The organism is Microbacterium sp. AB, from assembly GCF_032878875.1.
Lineage (GTDB): Bacteria > Actinomycetota > Actinomycetes > Actinomycetales > Microbacteriaceae > Microbacterium > Microbacterium betulae.
Genome location: NZ_CP118157.1, coordinates 1706544 through 1727590, shown reverse-complemented (window position 1 = coordinate 1727590; position 21047 = coordinate 1706544). Strand labels below are relative to the sequence as shown.

Annotated in this window: 17 protein-coding genes; 6 read left to right on the top strand and 11 right to left on the bottom strand. The window is 71.5% G+C overall.

The annotated features are described in order from the left end of the window. Positions 1-29: 29 nt before the first annotated feature. The 5 genes from N8K70_RS08060 to rplU form a co-directional block, all read right to left on the bottom strand. A complete protein-coding gene (locus tag N8K70_RS08060) occupies positions 30-1316 on the bottom strand; it encodes a glutamate-5-semialdehyde dehydrogenase (RefSeq protein WP_317141069.1) in 1287 nt (428 codons plus the stop codon). Then, positions 1313-2137, bottom strand: coding sequence for a glutamate 5-kinase (gene proB / locus N8K70_RS08055; RefSeq protein ID WP_317141068.1), 825 nt, complete (start codon positions 2135-2137; stop codon positions 1313-1315). Before proB ends, N8K70_RS08060 begins: the two co-directional genes overlap by 4 nt. Beyond that, on the bottom strand, positions 2134-3636 hold the full coding sequence (gene obgE / locus N8K70_RS08050; RefSeq protein WP_317141067.1) for a GTPase ObgE: 1503 nt from the start codon (positions 3634-3636) through the stop codon (positions 2134-2136). Before obgE ends, proB begins: the two co-directional genes overlap by 4 nt. A gap of 107 nt (positions 3637-3743) precedes the next feature. Beyond that, entirely contained in the window at positions 3744-3998 is a 255-nt protein-coding gene (gene rpmA, locus N8K70_RS08045; protein ID WP_317141066.1) for a 50S ribosomal protein L27, read from the bottom strand. Between the two features lie 18 nt (positions 3999-4016). Next, on the bottom strand, positions 4017-4325 hold the full coding sequence (gene rplU, locus N8K70_RS08040) for a 50S ribosomal protein L21 (RefSeq protein WP_317141199.1): 309 nt from the start codon (positions 4323-4325) through the stop codon (positions 4017-4019). A 235-nt stretch (positions 4326-4560) separates the two neighbouring features. Here rplU and N8K70_RS08035 point away from each other — a divergent pair, with 235 nt between their 5' ends. Next, positions 4561-4827, top strand: coding sequence for a DUF4031 domain-containing protein (locus N8K70_RS08035; protein WP_317141065.1), 267 nt, complete (start codon positions 4561-4563; stop codon positions 4825-4827). 21 nt (positions 4828-4848) lie between these two features. Here N8K70_RS08035 and N8K70_RS08030 read toward each other — a convergent pair whose 3' ends face one another. Beyond that, positions 4849-7185, bottom strand: a complete 2337-nt coding sequence (locus tag N8K70_RS08030) for an Rne/Rng family ribonuclease (protein ID WP_317141064.1) — start codon at positions 7183-7185, stop codon at positions 4849-4851. A gap of 306 nt (positions 7186-7491) precedes the next feature. Here N8K70_RS08030 and N8K70_RS08025 point away from each other — a divergent pair, with 306 nt between their 5' ends. Further along, the gene (locus tag N8K70_RS08025) at positions 7492-8088 is read left to right on the top strand and encodes a vitamin K epoxide reductase family protein (protein ID WP_317141063.1); all 597 of its coding nucleotides are present in this window, start codon (positions 7492-7494) and stop codon (positions 8086-8088) included. Between the two features lie 60 nt (positions 8089-8148). Here the strand turns inward: N8K70_RS08025 and ndk are convergent, their stop codons facing one another. Genes ndk through ileS form a run of 4 tightly spaced genes read right to left on the bottom strand, consistent with a single transcriptional unit; the run spans position 8149 to position 13748 of the window. Then, positions 8149-8565, bottom strand: a complete 417-nt coding sequence (gene ndk, locus N8K70_RS08020; RefSeq protein WP_317141062.1) for a nucleoside-diphosphate kinase — start codon at positions 8563-8565, stop codon at positions 8149-8151. Between the two features lie 46 nt (positions 8566-8611). Then, positions 8612-9016, bottom strand: a complete 405-nt coding sequence (locus N8K70_RS08015; protein WP_317141061.1) for a DUF4233 domain-containing protein — start codon at positions 9014-9016, stop codon at positions 8612-8614. Continuing rightward, entirely contained in the window at positions 9013-10371 is a 1359-nt protein-coding gene (locus N8K70_RS08010; protein WP_317141060.1) for a bifunctional folylpolyglutamate synthase/dihydrofolate synthase, read from the bottom strand. The genes N8K70_RS08015 and N8K70_RS08010 overlap by 4 nt, the downstream gene beginning before the upstream one ends. Beyond that, a complete protein-coding gene (gene ileS / locus N8K70_RS08005; protein WP_317141059.1) occupies positions 10368-13748 on the bottom strand; it encodes an isoleucine--tRNA ligase in 3381 nt (1126 codons plus the stop codon). The genes N8K70_RS08010 and ileS overlap by 4 nt, the downstream gene beginning before the upstream one ends. Positions 13749-14133: 385 nt before the next feature. Here ileS and N8K70_RS08000 point away from each other — a divergent pair, with 385 nt between their 5' ends. Further along, on the top strand, positions 14134-14790 hold the full coding sequence (locus N8K70_RS08000; protein ID WP_317141058.1) for a pentapeptide repeat-containing protein: 657 nt from the start codon (positions 14134-14136) through the stop codon (positions 14788-14790). Between the two features lie 168 nt (positions 14791-14958). On the opposite strand, the gene N8K70_RS07995 is transcribed toward N8K70_RS08000, so the two are convergent. Further along, positions 14959-15717, bottom strand: a complete 759-nt coding sequence (locus N8K70_RS07995; protein ID WP_317141057.1) for an endonuclease domain-containing protein — start codon at positions 15715-15717, stop codon at positions 14959-14961. 424 nt (positions 15718-16141) lie between these two features. Here N8K70_RS07995 and valS point away from each other — a divergent pair, with 424 nt between their 5' ends. The 3 genes from valS to N8K70_RS07980 are packed head-to-tail and all read left to right on the top strand — an operon-like array spanning position 16142 to position 21035. Continuing rightward, positions 16142-18712: a valine--tRNA ligase gene (valS, locus tag N8K70_RS07990; protein WP_317141056.1), complete on the top strand. Its 2571-nt coding sequence runs from the start codon at positions 16142-16144 to the stop codon at positions 18710-18712. Beyond that, positions 18712-18939 (top strand): hypothetical protein, encoded by a 228-nt coding sequence (locus N8K70_RS07985; RefSeq protein WP_317141055.1) that lies wholly within the window; start codon positions 18712-18714, stop codon positions 18937-18939. Before valS ends, N8K70_RS07985 begins: the two co-directional genes overlap by 1 nt. A gap of 32 nt (positions 18940-18971) precedes the next feature. After that, positions 18972-21035 (top strand): M3 family metallopeptidase, encoded by a 2064-nt coding sequence (locus N8K70_RS07980; protein ID WP_317141054.1) that lies wholly within the window; start codon positions 18972-18974, stop codon positions 21033-21035. Positions 21036-21047: the final 12 nt, after the last annotated feature.

The window sequence follows — 21047 nt, the reverse complement described above, 5'->3', positions numbered from 1 at the left end:
AAGGTCGATCGAACCGTTCCAGCTTACCGTCAGCGCCGTACCTGACCGGAGCCACGCCCGACCCACTTCGTGCTCGTGAGCTCCGGCAGGCCCATCGGTCCGCGCGCGTGCAGCTTCTGGGTCGAGATCCCCACCTCGGCGCCGAAGCCGAACTCCGATCCGTCCGTGAACCGGGTGGAGGCGTTCGCGAAGACCGCTGCGGAATCGACCTCGTCCAGGAAGCGCTCCGCGTTGCGGACGTCCGCGGTCACGATCGACTCCGTGTGCCCTGTGCTGTATCGACGGATGTGCGAGATCGCGTCGTCGAGGGTGTCCACGACGCGCATCGCGATGTCGAGGCTGAGGTACTCGGTCTCCCAGTCCTCGTCGGTCGCCGGCACGACGTCCGCGGCCAGCGAGGCGACCGTCGCGTCGCCGTGCACCGTGACGCCCTCGCGCTGCAGCGCCGCGACGACCGGCCCCACGAGACGCTCGGCGCCCGCACGCACCACGAGCACCGTCTCCACGGCGTTGCAGACGCTCGGCCGCTGCACCTTGGCGTTGACCACGATGTCGCGTGCCCAGTCGTCCGGAGCCGACACGTCGAGAACGATGTGCACGTTGCCCGCCCCGGTCTCGATCACCGGCACCGTCGACTCGGTGACGACCGTCTCGATGAGGCTCGCGCTGCCGCGCGGCACGAGGACGTCGACGAAGCCGCGGCCGTGCATGAGGGCGCGTGCCCCGTCGCGGCCGAACGCGTCGACCGACTGCACCGCGTCGGCCGGAACCCCGTGCGCGGAGAGAGCTTCGCGCATGACCGACACCAGCACGGTGTTCGACGAGCGGGCGGCGCTCCCGCCCCGCAGCACCACGGCGTTGCCCGACTGCAGGGCGAGCGCCGCGATGTCGACGGTGACGTTCGGACGCGCCTCGTAGATGGCTCCGACGACCCCGAACGGAACGCGGCGCTCCTCGAGCATGACGCCGTTGTACATCCGCTGTCCGCGCACGAGCTCGCCCACGGGGTCGGGCAGCGCCGCGACCTGGCGCACGGCGTCCGCGAGCCCCGCGATGCGCGCGTCGTCGAGACGAAGGCGATCCCGCAGCGACGCCCCGATCCCGTCGTGCTCGCCGCGGACGAGGTCCTCGCCGTTCGCCTCGACGATCTCGGCGCGACGGGCGACGAGGGCATCCGCGATCGCGTGCAGCACGGCGCGCTTCTCGTCGCTCGTCAGCCGCGCCACGCTCCGCGCCGCGTCCTTGGCGCGCCGGAGGCGGTCCTGTGGCGTGTCGACCGGGGTCGGCGGCGACGTGAGGAGGGCGTCGGAGGTCATCCGCCCAGTGTAGCGACGGCCCCGGTGGCAGGAGGCCGCTCGTCCGACGGCACGAACCACGTGCCGATGGGCGCTCCCGCGAGGGCGTCGGCGACCCTGTCCGCGCTCGTCACGAGGACGCCGATGCCCGCGCTCGACGCGAGGCGCGCCGCGGACGCCTTGGTCGCCGCTCCCCCGGTGCCCACGCTGTTGACGACCTTCGAGCCGAACGCGTATCCGGAGAGGTCGTCGTCCGCCGCGATGACGTCGATGGGCTCGGCGCCCGGCTCGTCCGGCGGACGCGTGTAGAGGGCGACGATGTCGCTCAGCAGGACGAGGGCGTCCGCGCCGACGAGACGCGCGACGAGCGCGGCGAGGCGATCGTTGTCGCCGAAGCGGATCTCGTGCGTCGCCACCGTGTCGTTCTCGTTGATGATGGGGAGGATCCGCAGGCCCAGCAGACGCTCGATCGCCCGCCGCGCGTTGCTGCGGTGCGTGGGGTCCTCCATGTCGCTCGCGGTGAGGAGCACCTGGCCCGCGACGATCTCGAACGGCCGGAGCGCCTCCTGGTAGCGGTAGACGAGCACGTTCTGCCCCACGGCCGCCGCCGCCTGCTGCGTCGCGAGGTCGTTCGGCCGCGCGTCCAGCTGCAGATACGGCATCCCCGTCGCGATCGCGCCCGATGAGACCAGGAGCACCTCGGCACCGCGTGCGTGGGCGGCCGCCAGAGCCTCGACGATCACGGGGATCCGCCAGGCCGCCTCGCCGCTGATCGATGACGAGCCGACCTTCACGACGACGCGCGTCGCCGAGGCGAGCGCCGCACGGTCGTGCGCGGTCATCCGACCTCGTCCTCGTCGTCGAGGCGCGCGAGACGATGCTCGTCCTCGATCGCCCGCTCCGCCGTCCGGGCGTCCTGGCGCGCGTAATACTTCTCACGGCGCTCCGAGGTCGTGCGGCGGCGATTCGGGTCCAGACGGGCGTCGAGACCGCGCGGAGCCTGCACGAGCTCGGCGGCGGACGAGATCGACGGCTCCCAGTCGAAGACGATGCCGTCCTCGCCGATGACGACCGTCGAGCCCGGCACCGCGCCGACGCGGAAGAGCTCGTTCTCGACGCCGAGCTTCTCGAGGCGGTCGGCGAGGAACCCGACGGCCTCCTCGTTCTGGAAGTCCGTCTGCTGCACCCAGCGCAGCGGCTTCTCCCCCAGGACGTGGTAGACGTTGCCGTACGTGCCGCCGTCGACGCGCACCGTGAACTCCTTCTCGGAGCCCTTCGGGCGGATGACGACGCGCTCGCGGGGCGGCTCGACGGGAGCGGCCTTGCGGTAGGCGTCGATGACCTCGCCGAGGGCGAAGGTCAGCTCGCGCAGGCCGCGTCGTGCGACGGTCGAGATCTCGAACACGCGGTAGCCGAGGGCCTCGAGATCGGGGCGGACGAACTCCGCCAGCTCTTGCGCCTCCGGCACGTCGACCTTGTTCAGGACGACGATCTGGGGCCGGTCGAGGAGAGGCACCTGCCCCTCCGCGACGGGATAGCTCCCGAGCTCCTGCCGGATGATCTCCAGGTCGCTGAGCGGGTCGCGACCGGGTTCGAGCGTCGCGCAGTCGAGCACGTGGACGAGCGCCGTGCAGCGCTCGACGTGCCGCAGGAACTCCAGCCCGAGACCGCGCCCCTCGCTCGCGCCCTCGATGAGGCCGGGCACGTCGGCCACGGTGAAGCGGATGTCACCCGCCTGCACGACACCGAGGTTCGGGTGCAGCGTCGTGAACGGGTAGTCGGCGATCTTCGGACGCGCGGCGGACACCGCCGCGATGAGGCTGGACTTGCCCGCCGAGGGGAACCCCACGAGAGCCACGTCGGCCACCGTCTTGAGCTCGAGGACGACGTCGCCCTCCCAGCCGGGCGTGCCGAGCAGCGCGAATCCCGGCGCTTTGCGCTTAGGCGACGCGAGGGCCGCATTGCCGAGCCCGCCCCGCCCGCCGGGCGCCGCGATGAAACGCATGCCCGGCTCGATGAGATCGACGAGGGGCTCGCCGTCGGACGACTTGACGAGCGTGCCGACCGGCACGGGCAGCTCGAGCGGCTCCCCCGTCGCACCGGACCTGTGGTCGCCCATCCCGAAGCCGCCGTTGCCCGCGCTGCGGTGCGGCGAGTGGTGGTAGCTCAGGAGCGTGGTCGTCTGCGGATCCGCGACGAGCACGACGTCGCCGCCGTCGCCGCCGTTGCCCCCGTCGGGGCCGCCGAGCGGCTTGAACTTCTCCCGATGGACCGAGACGCAGCCGTTGCCGCCCTTGCCGGCGCGCAGATGGAGCGTCACCTCGTCGACGAACGTGACCATGTCTGATCCTGCCTCTCGCGGGCGGCGTCCGGGAACCCCGCCCGCATCAAAGAGAACGGGGCGGGCCGAAGCCCGCCCCGTTCAGATGCTGAAAGCGTCTGCGGTGATCACTCGCCCGCGACGATGTTGACGACCTTGCGGCCGCCCTTGGTGCCGAACTCCACGGCGCCGGCCGCGAGGGCGAAGAGCGTGTCGTCGCCGCCACGGCCCACGTTGGCGCCGGGGTGGAAGTGCGTGCCGCGCTGGCGGACGAGAATCTCGCCGGCGCTGACGGCCTGGCCGCCGAAGCGCTTCACGCCGAGGCGCTGAGCGTTCGAGTCGCGACCGTTGCGGGTGGAGCTTGCGCCCTTTTTGTGTGCCATTACGAGAGCCTCTTCCGCTTACTTGATGCCGGTGACCTTGACGCGCGTCAGGTCCTGACGGTGTCCCTGGCGCTTCTTGTAGCCGGTCTTGTTCTTGAACTTCTGGATGACGATCTTGGGACCGCGCAGGTTGCCCAGGACCTCGGCGGTGACGGTGACCTTCGCGAGCTTGTCGGCGTCGGTCGTCACGGCGTCGCCGTCGACGAAGAGGACGGCGGGCAGCTCGATCGTCTCACCCTCGGCAGCCTTGAGGCGGTCGAGCGTCACGATGGTCCCGACCTCGACCTTCTCCTGCCGGCCACCGGCGCGAACAACTGCGTAAACCACGTTCATACCTGTTTCATTGGGGAAGCGCATGGGCTTCCGAATCTCACGGGAAGACTTCGCTTGCTCTTCGCACGGGATGTGCGAGGTGCGTCTCGGGCAAGACTTTCGTCGCGCCGCCAGTGGGAGAGCGCGCGACAGGGGACGCACCAAGGATCGAGTTTACCCGATGGACGGCGTTTCGGGCAAAAGCGCCGGATCGGCGCGTCGCGGCGGTTTCTCCGTAGGGTGGATCTCCGTGACCGTTCTCGTCGACCAGGCCTTCTGGCCCGCCCATGGGCGGCTGTGGGCGCACCTCGTGAGCGATGCGAGCCTCGACGAGCTGCACGCCTTCGCGGCGGCCAACGCCCTGCCGGCCCGCGCCTTCGACCTGGACCACTACGACGTCGCGGAAGAGGCGCTCCCCCGGCTCATCGCGGCCGGTGCGCGCCCCGTGTCCGCGCACGAGCTCACGAGGGCGCTCATCGCCTCCGGGCTGCGCGTGCGCGCCCGGGACCGACGCTGACGGTCCCGGGCGCCGCTCGCCTCAGTCCCCTTCGGGCGCGCCGGGCGTCACGGCGACCGCCGTGCCCGTCAGCGCCGCCGTGGTCACGCGTCGGCGTCCGCGCCCCTGGCCCGGGGCCTTGGGCTCGGGCAGCGCCTCCAGCACGGAGTCGAGGAGCTGGGCCGCCTCCGAGGCCGGCGCCACCGACGCCGGCTTCTCGACGGTGCGCTTCTTGCGCGGACGCCGAGCACGCTCGCGGTCCTCGCTCTGCGCCTGGGGGGCGCTGCGCGGTCCCTCCGGCAGCGCGATCCCGAGCGACGTCACCGTCTGCGGCTCCTCGGCGGGGGCGGCCTCCTCGCTCTCGACCTCCTGCTTCGGGATCGTGGACGCCGCGATCTGCGCCAGCGCCGACTTCACGCCGTCGGTGATGACGTGGGCCGAGGCGGACGAGGGCGGGGCGGAGGCCGGGCCCTGCGAGCCCTGGGACGCGCGCGGACGCCGTCCGCCGCCGTTGCCTGCGCCGCCGGAGGAGCGATGCTTCGTCACGGGGTCGTGGTGCACGACCACGCCCCGGCCCGCGCACACCTCGCACGCCTCGCTGAAGGTCTCGAGCAGTCCGAGCCCGAGCTTCTTCCGGGTCATCTGCACGAGGCCGAGGGACGTGACCTCGGCGACCTGGTGCTTCGTCCGGTCCCGGCTGAGGCACTCCACGAGACGGCGCAGCACGAGATCGCGATTCGACTCGAGCACCATGTCGATGAAGTCCACGACGATGATGCCGCCGATGTCGCGCAGCCGCAGCTGACGGACGATCTCCTCGGCCGCCTCGATGTTGTTCTTCGTGACGGTCTCCTCGAGGTTGCCGCCGGTGCCGACGAACTTGCCCGTGTTGACGTCGACGACCGTCATCGCCTCCGTGCGGTCGATGACGAGAGAGCCGCCCGAGGGCAGCCAGACCTTCCGGTCCAGCGCCTTCTCGATCTGCTCCGTGACGCGGAACTCGTCGAACGGATCGCGATCGCCCTCGTAGTTCTCGACGCGGTCCAGGAGATCCGGCGCGACGCCCGTGAGGTAGCTCACGATCGTCTGCTGCGCCTCCTCGCCCTGGATGAGGAGCTTCGTGAAGTCCTCGTTGAAGACGTCCCGGATGATCTTGACGAGCAGGTCCGGCTCGCTGTGCAGCAGCGTCGGGGCGTTCCCCTTCTGCACGAGTTCGTTGATGTGCTCCCACTGCGCCGTGAGGCGGTTGACGTCGCGCGTGAGCTGATCCTCGGTCGCGCCCTCGGCCGCCGTGCGCACGATGACGCCCGAGGACTCCGGGAGCACCTCCTTGAGGATCTTCTTCAGGCGCGCGCGCTCCGTGTCGGGCAGCTTGCGCGAGATGCCGTTCATCGATCCGTTCGGCACGTACACGAGGTACCGGCCGGGCAGCGAGATCTGGCTGGTCAGGCGCGCGCCCTTGTGCCCGACGGGGTCCTTCGTGACCTGGACGAGCACGCGGTCGCCCTGCTTCAGCGCGAGCTCGATGCGGCGCGGCTGGTTGCCGGTCTCGACGGCGTCCCAGTCCACCTCGCCCGAGTACAGCACGGCGTTGCGGCCGCGGCCGATGTCGACGAAGGCGGCCTCCATGCTCGGGAGCACGTTCTGGACGCGGCCGAGGTAGACGTTGCCGATGAGCGAGGCGTCCTGGTTGCGCGCGACGTAGTGCTCGACGAGGACGTCGTCCTCGAGCACCGCGATCTGGATGCGCCCGCTCTTCGAGCGCACGATCATCTGGCGATCGACCGACTCGCGACGTGCGAGGAACTCCGCCTCGGTGACGACGGGGCGACGGCGTCCGGCCTCGCGTCCGTCCCGGCGACGCTGCTTCTTGGCCTCGAGGCGCGTGGAGCCCTTGATGCGCTGCGGCTCGGTGATGACCTCGACCACCCGCTGGCGACGACGCGGATCCTCCTGCGGAGCCTCCTCCGCCCCGTCCGAGCCGCCGCGACGCCGCCGGCGCCGCGCGGGGCGGCCGTTCGACGACGCCTCCTCCTCGGGCTCGGGCTCGGGCTCCGGCTCGGGAAGCGCGGGCAGCGACGCGGGCGCATAGAAGTGCAGCTCCGTCGACACGCGCGAGACGAACTCCGCGGGCAGGAGACCGAGGCTCACCGCCGTCGCGGGCTCGGACGCGGCGTCCGGGACCTCCTGCTCCTCGCCCGCGGGCCCCTGCTCTTCGCCCGCGGGCCCCTGGGCCGTCTCCCCCTCGTCCGGCGGGACGATCGCCGCATCGGCCGTGCCCTCGCCCTGCGTCACCCGCTCGTCGGGCGCCGCGGTGTCCGCGCCGCCGTTCGCCTCGGCGTCGAAGGTTCCATCTGTGTCGTTGTTCGATTCAGCCATCGCTGGCGTACTCCCTGGGGCGGATCTCCACCCGTGATTCTCGTGCGGCCCCGCATGATGGGGCCGCGAACTCCATCGGCATGCGACCGGCAAATCGCTCTGATCGCGCGGGGCAGCCATTGCCCCGAAGTCTTGTCCACCGACGACGTGCCGGCGTGGCCGGCACGCGCGTCGACGTCCATTATCTCACCACTCGCCGTCCACCCGCATCCACTCCGGCGCGCGGAGTCCTCGTGGCTCTCCGCCGGACGTCCGCGTTCGGCCCGCCCGCGGCTCTCCTGCAGGCGCCGATGCGATAATCCGGGAATGCCCGACACCCGCACGCGACCCACCGCCCTGGCGGTCTGGCTCGTCCTCGCCGGCATCGTCGGCTGGTGGGCGGCCTTCTCGCTCACGCAGGAGAAGTTCCATCTGCTGGAGAACCCGGGGGCGTCGCTCGGATGCGACTTCAACCCGCTCGTGCAGTGCGGCAAGAACCTCGACTCCTGGCAGGGCGCGGTCTTCGGGTTCCCGAACCCGATCATCGGCCTGGGCGGGTGGATCGCCCCCATCGTGGTGGGCGTCGCCGTCCTCGCGGGGGCCCGGTTCGCGAGATGGTTCTGGGCGCTCTTCGCCCTGGGGATGACGTTCGCGTTCGCGTTCGTCTGCTGGCTCGTCTCGCAGAGCATCTTCGTCATCGGCACGCTCTGCCCGTGGTGCATGGTCACGTGGGCCGTGACCATCCCGTCGTTCTACGCGGTGGCGCTCCATGTCGTCCGCATCGGCGCCGTGCCCCTGCCGCGCGCTGCACGCAAGAGCGCCGACGCCCTCATGGGCTGGCTGCCGCTCCTGACCGTGCTCAGCTACGTCGCCATTGCGGTGATGGCGCAGCTGCGGCTCGGCGTGCTCCAGATGCTCTTCTGACGCCCCGGCCGTCCTCGGGAGGGCGGGACGAGCCGGGGATCCGCCCGTCCCGCCGACGGCCTAGGAGAACCAGATGCCGAGCTCGCGGGCGGCCGACTCCGTGCTGTCGGAGCCGTGCACGAGGTTCTGCTGCACCGCGACGCCCCAGTCGCGCCCGAGGTCGCCGCGGATGGTGCCGGGGGCGGCCGTGGTCGGATCGGTCGTGCCGGCGAGGGAGCGGAAGCCCTCGATCACGCGATCGCCCGCGACGCGGACCGCCACGACGGGGCCCGAGAGCATGAACTCCAGCAGCGGCTCGTAGAACGGCTTGCCCTCGTGCTCGGCGTAGTGACGGGCGAGGACGTCGCGGCTCGGCTCGACGAGCTTGAGGTCGACGAGCGTGTAGCCCTTCGCCTCGATGCGCGAGAGGATCGCCCCGGTGAGGCCGCGGGCGACGCCGTCGGGCTTGACGAGGACGAGGGTCTCTTCGATGGCCATGGAACTGCCTTTCTGTGGGAGGGCGGGGGTCTGCGCGATCGTGGGGTCAATCGGACGCGGCGCCCGCGGCGCGCTGCGCCGAGACGCGCCGCTCGATCCGCGCCCCTCCGATCGTCGCATACGCCCACATGCCGCCGAACACGAGGGTCACGACGAGGATCGCCGGGACGAAGACGGCGCCCAGCGCCGTCACGGCCTGCAGCGCCCATCCCACCGCGAACGCCCAGCGATAGCGCAGCAGTCCGCTCGTGACGATCATGAGCACGGCGACGATGGCGCCGGCGACGACGCCCCACCACGGCGCGACCTGCTCGGGCAGCGCGCGCAGACCGAAGACGGACAGCCCCGCGAGGAAGACGACGATCGACTCGAAGCCGAGGACCACGGAGCCGATCTTCTCCGGCAGCGTCCGGTACCGGGGCCGGCCCGGCGAGGGCGCAGCGTCGCTCATCGCTCGCCCACCGGCTTCCACTCCTCCTCCTCGGCGAGCACGACGGCCTCGCCCGCGAGCACGACCGATCCGGCGACGACGACGGCCCGTCGCTCGCCCGACCGCGCCCAGTCGCGTGCGGCATCGGCCGCGTCGTCGATGCCGGGATGCACCGTCACGCGCAGTCCCGCCGCCTCCACCAGGTCGGCGAGCCGGTCGGGGTCTCCCCCGCGGTCCGACGCCGGCGCGGTGGCGAAGACGTGCGTCGCCACCGGTGACAGCTCCGCGACGATCCCCGCGGCGTCCTTGTCGCTCAGCACCCCGAGCACCACGCCCCACTCGTCGAAGTCGAACGCCTCCCGAAGCGCCGCGGCCAGGGCGCGCGCGCCGTGCGGGTTGTGCGCGGCGTCGACGAGCACGGTCGGCTCGACCCCCACCAGCTGCAGACGCCCGGGCGAGGTCACCTGCTGCAGCCCGTCGGTGAGGACGGAGCCGGCGATCCGCTGGGCGCCCGCCCCGATGAGCGCCTCGACGGCGGCGATCGCGAGCGCGGCGTTCTCGCCCTGATGACGCCCGTAGAGCGGCAGGTACTCCTCGTCGTACGCGCCGGCGAGCCCCCTCACCGAGATCAGCTGGCCGCCGACCGCGAGGCGATCGTCCGTGAGCGCGAAGTCCTGCCCCTCGAACACGGCCGTGGCGTTCCGCTCGGCCGCGACCCGGCGGATGATCGCCTCGACCTCGGGACGCTGGGCCGCCGAGACGACGGCCGCGCCCTGCTTGATGATCCCCGCCTTTACCTCGGCGATCTCCGGCACGGTCGCGCCGAGACGATTCACGTGATCGACGTCGATGGGGGCGAACACCGCGACGTCGCCGTCCGCGGTGTTCGTCGAGTCCCAGCTGCCGCCCATCCCGACCTCGAGGACGAGCACGTCGACCGGGGCGTCCGCGCACGCGACGAAGGCGAGCACCGTCAGCAGCTCGAAGAACGTCAGCGACGCGTCGCCCTCCGCCGCGAGCTCCGCGTCGACGAGCGTGACGAACGGAGCGATCTCGTCCCAGGCGTCGGCGACGGCGGCGTCGGAGATCGGCTCGCCGTCGATGAGGATGCGCTCGGTGAACCTCGTCAGATGCGGGCTCGTGAACAGGCCCGTGCGCAGACCGTGCGCCCGCACGAGGCTCTCGACGATGCGCGCCGTCGAGGTCTTCCCGTTCGTCCCCGTGATGTGCACGACGCGGTACGTGCGCTGCGGATCGGCGAGGAGCTCGAGGATGCGCCGCGTGCGCTCCACGCGCGGCTGCACCCACTGCTCCCCCGCCCGCCCCAGCAGCGCATCGTAGACGGCGTCCGCGCGTTCCCTGTCGCGTGCGCTCATGCGGCGCCTCCCACCCGTGAGACGGCGATCACGAGATCGCCGGCGTTCGCATATGTCCCGGCCGGCACCGTAACGGTGCGCTCGGCCGGCTCCGTCCCGGTCCCGTCGAGGACGACGTGCTCGACGGCGAGGGTCTCCCCCGCGACGTCCGCGACATCCCACGCCGTCCGGACGGACGCCGCATCCGAGGCGTCCGCGAAGGCGAGCTGCAGGCGGATGCGGTCGCTCACCTCGAAGCCCGCGGCCTTGCGCGTGTCCTGCACGGCGCGGATGACGTCGCGTGCCAGCCCCTCGGCCTCGAGCTCGGGCGTCGTCGTGGTGTCGAGCAGCAGGAACCCGCCCGACGGGAGGGTGGCGATCGCCTCGCCCTCGGAACGACCCGACGTGTCGAGGGCGAGGTCGAACTCGCCCGGCTCGAGCACGATGCCCCCGGCCGTGACGACGCCGTCGACCTCCGACCAGTCGCCCGACCTCGCCGCCCCGATGACCTGCTGCACCTGCTTGCCGAGGCGGGGGCCCGCCGCGCGGGCGTTCACCGTGAGACGGTGCGAGATGCCGTACACCTCCGCCGTGCCTTCCGAGAGCTCCACGAGCTCGACGGCCTTGACGTTCAGCTCGTCCCGCAGGATGTCATCGAACCGCGCGAGGCCGTCCGCACCCTCCGTGACGACCGTGAGCCTCGCGAGCGGAAGCCGGACGCGCAGACCCTCCTTCTTGCGGAGCGCGTTCGCGACGCTCGACGTCTCGCGGACGGCGTCCATGGCGGCACGGATGTCCGCGGCGTCCGCGAACTCCGCAGCGTCCGGCCAGTCCTCCAGATGCACGCTGCGGCCGCCCGTGAGCCCCTGCCACACGCGCTCGGCCACGAGCGGGATGAGGGGGGCCGCGACGCGCGTGAGCGTCTCGAGCACCGTGTAGAGCGTGTCGAACGCCTCGCGGCTCCTCGGATCCTCCGAGACCCCCTGCCAGAAGCGGTCACGCGACCGGCGGATGTACCAGTTCGTGAGCACCTCGGCGAAGTCGCGCAGCCGCGCCGATGCCGTCGTGGAGTCCAGCTGCTCGAGGTCGGAGGCGACGTCGCGCACGAGATCCCCCGTGAGCGCGAGGATGTACCGGTCGAGCACATCCGTCGACGTCGTCGACCGGCGGGCCTCGTAGCCCGCGCCGTCCGCACCGCCCGGGCCCGCGGCGCGCGCCGCGTTCGCATACGTCGCGAAGAAGTACCACGAGTTCCACAGCGGCAGCAGGAACTCGCGCACGCCCGCGCGGATGCCCTCCTCGGTCACGACGAGGTTCCCGCCGCGCAGCACGCTCGACGCCATGAGGAACCAGCGCATCGCGTCCGATCCGTCGCGCTCAAGCACCTCCGACACGTCGGGGTAGTTGCGCAGCGACTTCGACATCTTCTGCCCGTCGCTGCCGAGCACGATGCCGTGGCACGAGACGCCCGTGAACGCCGGGCGGTCGAAGAGCGCGCCCGACAGCACGTGCATGACGTAGAACCATCCGCGCGTCTGCCCGATGTACTCGACGATGAAGTCGGCCGGCGCGTGCGACTCGAACCAGTCCTTGTTCTCGAACGGGTAGTGCACCTGCGCGAACGGCATCGAGCCGGAGTCGAACCAGACGTCGAAGACGTCCTCGATGCGGCGCATCGTGCTCCGCCCCGTCGGGTCGTCCGGGTTGGGACGCGTGAGCTCGTCGATGTACGGGCGGTGCAGGTCGACATCCCCCCGCTCGTTGCGCGGCAACCGCCCGAAGTCGCGCTCGATCTCGGCGAGAGAGCCGTACACGTCCACGCGCGGGTGCTCCGGATCGTCCGACTTCCACACCGGGATCGGCGAGCCCCAGAAGCGGTTGCGGCTGACCGACCAGTCGCGAGCACCCTCGACCCATTTGCCGAACTGTCCGTGCTTGACGTTCTCGGGCGCCCACGTGATCTGCTCGTTGAGCTCGACGAGGCGGTCCTTGATGTCGGTGACACGGACGAACCAGCTCGACACCGCCTTGTAGATGAGGGGGTTCCGGCACCGCCAGCAGTGCGGGTAGGAGTGCTCGTAGCTCGCCTCGCGCAGCAGCCGGCCGGCCTGGCGCAGCGACCGGATGAGCGGACGGTTCGCGTCGAGCCACAGCTCGCCCGCGACGTCCGACACCTGCGGCAGGAAGCGGCCGTCGTCTCCGAGGCTCACGATGGTCGGGATGCCCGCCGCGTCGGCGAGGCGCTTGTCGTCCTCGCCGTACGCCGGAGCCTGGTGCACGATGCCGGTGCCGTCGGTCGTGGTGACGTAGTCGTCGACGAGGATGCGCCACGCGTCCTGCGTGCCCCACGCCTCGGCGTCGGCGTAGTAGTCGAAGAGCCGGTCGTACGCCACGTCCGCGAGCTCGGCGCCGCGCACGGTGCGCTCGATCGCCGCATGCGCCGCCTCGGCCGAGGCGTAGCCGAGGTCCTTGGCGTGGCCGGCCACGAGATCGGCGGCGAGCAGGTAGCTGTGCGACGACGCCTCGAGGAGGTCGTCGGCGGCGCCGTCGGGCGCCCGGTGGACGTCGGCCGCCCCCGCCGGGCCCGCCGGCAGCACCGCGTACTCGATCGCGGGCCCGACGGCGAGGGCGAGGTTGGTCGGCAGCGTCCAGGGCGTCGTCGTCCACGCGAGCGCGCGGACGCCCGTGAGGCCCAGAGCCTCCGCCTTCGCGCCCACGAGCGGGAACGTCACCGTGACGGACGGGTCCTGGCGCAGCTTGTAGACGTCGTCGTCCATCCGCAGCTCGTGGTTCGACAGCGGCGTCTGGTCCCGCCAGCAGTACGGCAGCACGCGGTACCCCTCGTACGCGAGCCCCTTGTCGTAGAGCGACGAGAACGCCCACAGCACGCTCTCCATGAAGGTCGGGTCGAGCGTCTTGTATCCGCGCTCGAAGTCGACCCAGCGCGCCTGGCGCGTGACGTAGTCCTCCCACTCGCGCGTGTAGGCGAGCACCGACTCGCGCGCCTTGGCGTTGAAGGCGTCGATCCCCATCTCGAGGATCTCGTCCTTCTCCGTGATCCCGAGCTGCTTCATGGCCTCGAGCTCGGCGGGAAGCCCGTGCGTGTCCCATCCGAAGACGCGGTCGACCTTCTTCCCGCGCATGGTCTGGAACCGCGGGAAGAGGTCCTTCGCGTAGCCCGTGAGGAGGTGGCCGTAGTGGGGCAGGCCGTTGGCGAACGGCGGGCCGTCGTAGAACACCCACTCGTCGGCCCCCTCGCGCTGCGCGATCGACGCGCGGAAGGTGTCGTCCGCCGCCCAGAAGTCGAGGATCTCCCGCTCGATCTGCGGGAAGCGGGGGCTCGGCACGACGGGGGTCGTCTCGGCCGCGGGGCCGAACGAGGACTTCGGGTAGGTCATCTCACTCCAGCAGTTCCATAGGGACTGCGAGGACGACGCCCTGCCGTTCGTACGACAGGGGCCGCGGTACCACCCCGCGTTGCGTCGTCGACGACGCCACTCTCACAGCGGCTGTGACGGGCCTGCCCCGCGCGGTTCTAATGGGGTCCTTGCGTTCCCGTTCTTCCGCGGGCTCCCCGGTGATGGCCGGATCGATGCCGATGCGTCCATGCTATCGCGATGCCGCGCCGCGCGCGTGCGGAGCGCCGGGCGTTCGGGCAACTGCAGCGCCGAGGACCGGAGATCCCGCCGACGCCGGAGGGGTTCCGCGGCGTCGATCCGGCGTTCGAGGGATCTCCGGCGCTCGGGACGCGGGGGCGTCCGACCGCGACCGTACAGTCGGAGCATGGCCAGACAGCAGACGCATCCCATCGCGCCGCGGATCGGCGCGCCCGATCTGCCGTCGGAGCTCGAGGACGCGTCCGCGCGCCGCTCGGCGGATCTGCGGCGGGCGCGGGTCGTCGGCCTGGCGGGCGACGTCGACCTCGAGCACGCTTCTCTCGAGGAGTGCCGCATCCCGTCGCCGTCGGTGCACGCGCTCGCGCTGCGGGGCGCGACCCTCGTCGACGTCGAGATCACGGACATCCGCGCGGTCTCGATCTCCGCTCGCGACACGACCATCCGCCGCCTCCGCATCGCCGGCGGGCGGATCGGCACGCTCGACCTCACGGGCGCCCGGGTCTCCGAGCTCGAGCTGCGAGACCTCCGCATCGACTACCTGACGCTCGCGGGCGCCCGTGCGGAGGACGTCCTCATCGGCGGCAGCGCCATCCGCGCGCTCGACCTGCCGCAGGCGCAGCTCACGCGCGTCGCGTTCGACGGCTCCCGCGCCGACGAGGTCGATCCGCGCGGCATGCGGGCGTCCGACGTCGACCTCCGCGGTCTCGATGCGCTCGCCTATCTCGACGTGCTCGCCCTCCGCGGCACGACGCTCTCCGAGGAGCAGGTGCGGATGCTCGCCCCCGCCTTCGCGACGGCCACCGGCATCCAGGTGCGGGATTAGCCTCCGTGCGCCGTGGCTGGTTCCACGACACCCGAACGCATCCATCGACGCCGACCCAGAACCGGAGATCCCGCGGAAACCGGACGAGATACGGGGAACCGCTCCGGCGTTCGCGGAATGTCCGGCGTTCGCGGCCGGACGCCGCTCGACGCGGGAGGCGCGGTTCCCTCACGGCCGTGCGCGGTGAAGCCCCTGCGCCACGGCGCGGACGATGAGCTCCTGCACCGTGGCCCAGTCGAATCGCACCTGCCGGTAGCTCACGCGGATGACGTGGTAGCCCATGAGCCGCAGGCGCGCGTCGTGCTCGTTGTCGGAGTCCCGCTGTTCGCCGATATGGTGGCCGCCGTCGATCTGGAGCACGAGCCGGTCGCCGATCAGGAGGTCGACGGCGTGGCCCGCGATCCAGAACTGCCGACGCAGGGGCAGCCGCATCCAGCGGAGACGTGGCACGACGAGCGTCTCGACACCGGAATCGGCGAAGGGCATCGCATCCGCCACGAGCCTGCGCGCCGCGGGAGGCAGTTCCAGGCCGGCGAGGACCTCCATGTCGACCTTCCCCTTGCGCCACGCCGACTCCCAGATCGCGAGGGCGTTCTCATACGGCTGGCACACCGCCGCCAGCACGAGGACGTTCTCGACCGGATCGACCACATCGTCCGGATGGCGCGGAACGACCGGCGTGCCCCAGTGCACGTGCGCCGACGTCTCCCGCAGCAGTTTGCCGTTGGAGCGGATGCCGACGTGCCAGAGGCCGTCGTCGATCGTCCAGAGTCCGAGCCGGGCGGCTTCAGAGATGCAGGTGACGACGACCCCGACCTCCGCCGCCGCGATGAGAGCGGCGTCGGCGTCGGCGCGCGCGACCCATCCGCGACGCGGACGGACGACGTCGCCGGTCCGAGCGGCGCGTCTGATCTGTTGATCGCTCACCCCGCCGGCCCGCAGGGTCCGCACGCGCGCAACGCCGTCGCGGGTCGCCAGAGCCGAGAACAGGTCCATTCCTCCACGATCGCCGCCCGTTCGGGGCTGCGGGGACCTCACGTCGCAGATGTGGAGATCCGCGGCCGCGATCGCCGGCTGTGCACGAGACGTCGGGGGATCGCACCCGCGTTTTCCGCCGCCGGCCCGAAGCCCTCCGGTCCTGGGGACCGGAGATCCCGCGAACGCCGGACGAGATACGGGGAACCGCTCCGGCGTTCGCGGGATCTCCGGCGGTCGGTGCCGGAGCGCCCTGCCGAGCGCCCTGCCGAGTGCCGCTCCGCTCGACCCTCGGGACCTCCCGGCTACACTGGAACCCGCCACCACACTCAGGCACGCAGACACCGTGCCGCACATACCGCGCAAGGAGATCCCCATGGCCGCGATTCCCGACAAGCCCGCCCTCGAGGGTCTCGAGGCGAAGTGGGGCGAGACCTGGGAGCAGCAGGGCACGTACCTCTTCGACCGCGATGCGGCGAAGGCCTCCGGCCGCGGCGGCGTCTTCTCCGTCGACACCCCCCCGCCCACGGCGAGCGGAAGCCTCCACATCGGCCACGTGTTCTCGTACACGCACACCGATGTGAAGACGCGCTTCGAGCGCATGCGCGGCAAGACGGTCTTCTACCCGATCGGCTGGGACGACAACGGCCTGCCGACCGAGCGACGCGTGCAGAACTACTACGGCGTCCGCTGCGACCCCTCGCTCCCCTACGACCCCGGCTTCACGCCGCCGTTCGAGGGCACGACGAAGACGATCAGGGCGGCCGACCAGGTGCCGATCAGCCGCCGCAACTTCATCGAGCTCTGCGAGAGGCTCACGGTCGAGGACGAGAAGACCTTCGAGGATCTCTGGCGGACGCTCGGCCTGAGCGTCGACTGGACACAGACCTACCGCACGATCTCCGACGACACGATCCGCACGAGCCAGCTCGCCTTCCTGAACAACCTCGAGCGCGGCGAGGCCTACCAGAGCCTCGCGCCGACGCTGTGGGACGTCGACTTCCGCTCGGCGATCGCGCAGGCCGAGCTCGAGGACCGCGACCAGCAGGCCGCCTACCACCGGCTCGCCTTCCACAAGACGGACGGCTCCGGCGACATCCGGATCGAGACGACGCGCCCCGAGCTGCTCGCCGCGTGCGTCGCGCTCGTCGCGCACCCGGACGACGAGCGCTACCAGCCGCACTTCCACTCGACCGTGACGACGCCGGTGTTCGGCGTCGAGGTGCCGGTGCTGCCCCATCCGCTCGCGCAGCCCGACAAGGGCTCCGGCATCGCCATGATCTGCACCTTCGGCGATGTGACCGACGTCGTCTGGTGGCGCGAGCTCGACCTGCCGAACCGCACGATCATCGGCAAGGACGGACGCGTCGTGGCCGAAGCGCCCGAGGCGATCGCATCGGATGCCGGCAAGGCCGCCTTCGCCGAGCTCGCGGGCAAGACCGTGTTCAGTGCGAAGAAGCGGATGGTCGAGCTGCTGGAGGAGTCGGGAGAGCTGGAGAGCGTCTCGGCCCCCTTCACGCACCCCGTGAAGTTCTTCGAGAAGGGCGACCGCCCGCTCGAGATCGTCTCGACGCGCCAGTGGTACATCCGCAACGGCGCCCGCGACGCCGAGCTGCGCACGACGCTCGTCGAGCTCGGACAGCGGATCGACTGGCACCCCGAGTTCATGCGCGTCCGCTACGAGAACTGGGTGAACGGCCTCACGGGCGACTGGCTCGTGTCGCGCCAGCGCTTCTTCGGCGTGCCGATCCCGGTCTGGTACGGGCTCGACGAGGACGGCGAGCGGGACTACGCGCGCGTGATCGTCCCGGACGCCGCGAGCCTCCCCGTCGACCCCTCGAGCGACGTCCCCCCGGGATACACGGCCGAGCAGCGGGGCGTCCCGGGCGGCTTCGAGGCCGAGACGGACGTCTTCGACACCTGGGCCACGTCGTCGCTCACCCCGCAGCTCGCGGGCGGATGGCGGCGCGACGCCGAGCTCTGGGATCTCGTGGCGCCGTTCGACATGCGGCCGCAGGGCCAGGACATCATCCGCACGTGGCTCTTCTCGACGCTCCTGCGCAGCGCCCTCGAGGACGACCGCGCGCCCTGGGCGCACGCGGCGATCTCGGGCTTCATCGTCGACCCCGACCGCAAGAAGATGTCGAAGTCGAAGGGCAACGTCGTCACGCCCGCCGACATCCTGGAGAAGCACGGGTCGGACGCCGTCCGATACTGGGCGGCCTCCAGCCGCCTCGGCACCGACGCCGCGTTCGACCCGCAGAACCCCACGCAGATCAAGATCGGCCGGCGCCTGGCGATCAAGGTGCTCAACGCGGCGAAGTTCGTGCTGGGCTTCGAGGCGCCCGAGGGCGCGACCGTGACCGAGGCGCTCGACCTGTCGATGCTCGCGACGCTCGACGACGTCGTGGCCCAGGCGACGAAGGCGCTCGACGCCTACGACCATGCGCGGGCCCTGGAGGTGTCGGAGGCGTTCTTCTGGACGTTCTGCGACGACTACCTCGAGCTCGTCAAGGAGCGCGCCTACGCCGGCGGCCCCGCCGGGGACTCGGCGGCCGTCGCGCTGCGCACCGCGCTGACGACGCTCCTGCGCCTCCTCGCGCCGGTGGTCGTGTATGCGACAGAAGAGGCGTGGTCCTGGTTCCAGGAGGGCTCGGTCCACCGCGCCGGATGGCCGGAGGCGAGCGGACTGGGGGGCGACCCCGCGGTCCTCGTCGCCGCCAGCGAGGCGCTCATCGGCATCCGTCGCGCCAAGACCGAGGCCAAGGCGTCCCAGAAGACGCCGGTCGACCACGCGGCGATCACCGCTCCGGCCGCACAGGCGACCGCGCTCCGCCTCGCCGCCGACGATCTCCGGGCCGTGGGGCGCATCGCCGAGCTCGACATCGCGGACGGCGACGCGTTCGCCGTCACCCGGATCGCCCTCGCCGAGGCGGAGGCCCTCTGATGCGGATGGGCACGCGCTGGCCGGCGGGCTCCACTCCTCCGGCCGGCGTGCCCGCCGGGCTGCGCGACGAGATCGCACGCGTGGAGGCCGATCTGGCTCCGGAGGCGCCGCACCCCTCCTGGACGCTGACGTGGCTCGAGGACCGCCCCATCGCCGAGCTCGACTCGGGCATCGAGGTCGTGCTCCAGGCCGACGGCACCGCGATCTCGCGACCGATCCGCGACTGATCGCGCGCTCACGCGGTCGATAGGCTGTCAGGATGTCAGCCGTGCCCGCGTTCAACCCCCTTCTCGCGCCGTCTCCCCTCGCGTACGGGATCCCCGACTACGCCGCCGTCGAGCCCGGCCACTACCTGCCCGCGTTCGAGCGCGCCTTCGCCGAGCACAGGACGGAGGTCGCCGCGATCACCGCGAATCCCGATGCCCCCACCTTCGAGAACACGCTCGAACCCCTCGAACGAGCGGGCGAACTGCTCGACCGCGTCGCCCGTGCGTTCTACACCGTCAACTCGGCCGACGCGACCGACGCCATTCAGGAGGTCGACGAGCAGCTGGCCCCGCTCATCTCCGCGCACTCCGACTCGATCTCTCTCGACGGGGTGCTGTACGCGCGCATCGCCGCCGTGCACGAGCAGCTCGACTCCCTCGCGCTCACGCCGGAGCAGCGTCGGCTCGTCGAACGCCGCTACGTGGGGATGACGCACTCCGGCGCCGCGCTCGGCGCCGCCGCGAAAGCGCGGCTCACCGCGATCAACACCCGCCTGTCGACGCTGACGACGCAGTTCGAGAAGAACCTGCTCGCCGACGCCAACGACCTCGCCGTCGTCTTCGACTCGGCCGACGAGCTCGAGGGGCTCACGGACGGCGAGCTCTCCGCCGCCGCCGAGGCGGCGCGCGACCGCGGCCTCGACGGCAAGCACGTCGTCACGCTCACGCTCTTCACAGGCCATCCGTATCTCGCGTCGCTCGTGCGCCGCGACGCCCGCCGGCGCATCCTCGAGGCCTCCCGTTCCCGTGCGGCGCGCGGCAACGCCCACGACAACGCCGACGTGGTCCGGGAGATCGTCCGCCTGCGCGCCGAACGCGCCGAGCTTCTCGGATACGCGTCGCACGCGGCCTACGTGACGTCGGACGAGACCGCGGGGACGCCGGAGGCCGTCCGCGACCTCCTCCGTCGGCTCGCGGCCCCGGCGTCCGCGAACGCCCGGCGCGAGAAGGAGGCGCTGCAGCGCATCGTCGACGAGACGGAGCCGGAGCCGTTCCCGTTGGAGGCGCACGACTGGGCCTTCTACACGGAGAAGGTGCGCCAGGCCGAGTACGACATCGACGCGGCGGCGCTGCGCCCGTGGTTCGAGGCCGAGCGCGTGCTGCAGGACGGCGTGTTCCATGCGGCGCACGAGCTCTACGGGCTCTCGTTCCGCGAGCGCGCCGATCTCCCCGGCTATCACCCCGACGTGCGCACGTTCGAGGTCTTCGACGCGGACGGCTCCGCCCTGGGGCTCTACCTGCTGGACCTCTACACGCGGGACAGCAAGCGGGGCGGAGCATGGATGAACTCGCTCGTCGTGCAGTCCGAGCTGCGGGGCACGAAGCCGGTCGTCGTCAACAACCTCAACGTCGTGCGGCCCGGCCCCGGTGAGCCGACCCTCCTCACGCTCGACAACGTCACGACCCTCTTCCACGAGTTCGGCCATGCCCTCCACGGGCTCTTCGCGCACGTGACCTATCCGCATTTCGGCGGCACCGCCGTGCATCGCGACGTCGTCGAGTTCCCGAGCCAGGTGAACGAGATGTGGATCCTCTGGCCCGAGATCCTCGCGAACTACGCCGTGCACCACGTCACGGGCGAGCCGCTGCCCGCCGACGTCGTGGCGCGGCTGAGGGCGAGCGAGACGTTCGATCAGGGCTACGCGACGAGCGAGTACCTCGCCGCCGCGTGGCTCGACCAGGCCTGGCACGCGCTCTCGGCGGAGGACGCCGCCCGGGTCACGGACGTCGCGGCCTTCGAGGCGGCAGCGCTGTCGGACATCGGCCTCGACGAGCCGGCCGTGCCCTCCCGGTACTCGTCGACCTACTTCCAGCACATCTTCGCGGGCGGGTACAGCGCGGGCTATTACTCCTACATCTGGGCCGAGGTGCTCGATGCGGACACGGTCGAGTGGTTCCGCGAGAACGGCGGCCTCACGCGCGCGGGCGGCGATCGGTTCCGCGAGCGCCTCCTCGGCGTCGGAGGGGCGAAGGATCCCCTCGACGCGTACCGTGACTTCCGCGGTCGCGACGCCGAGATCGCGCCGCTGCTGAAGCGGCGCGGCCTCGCCGCATGAGCCCGCTCGACG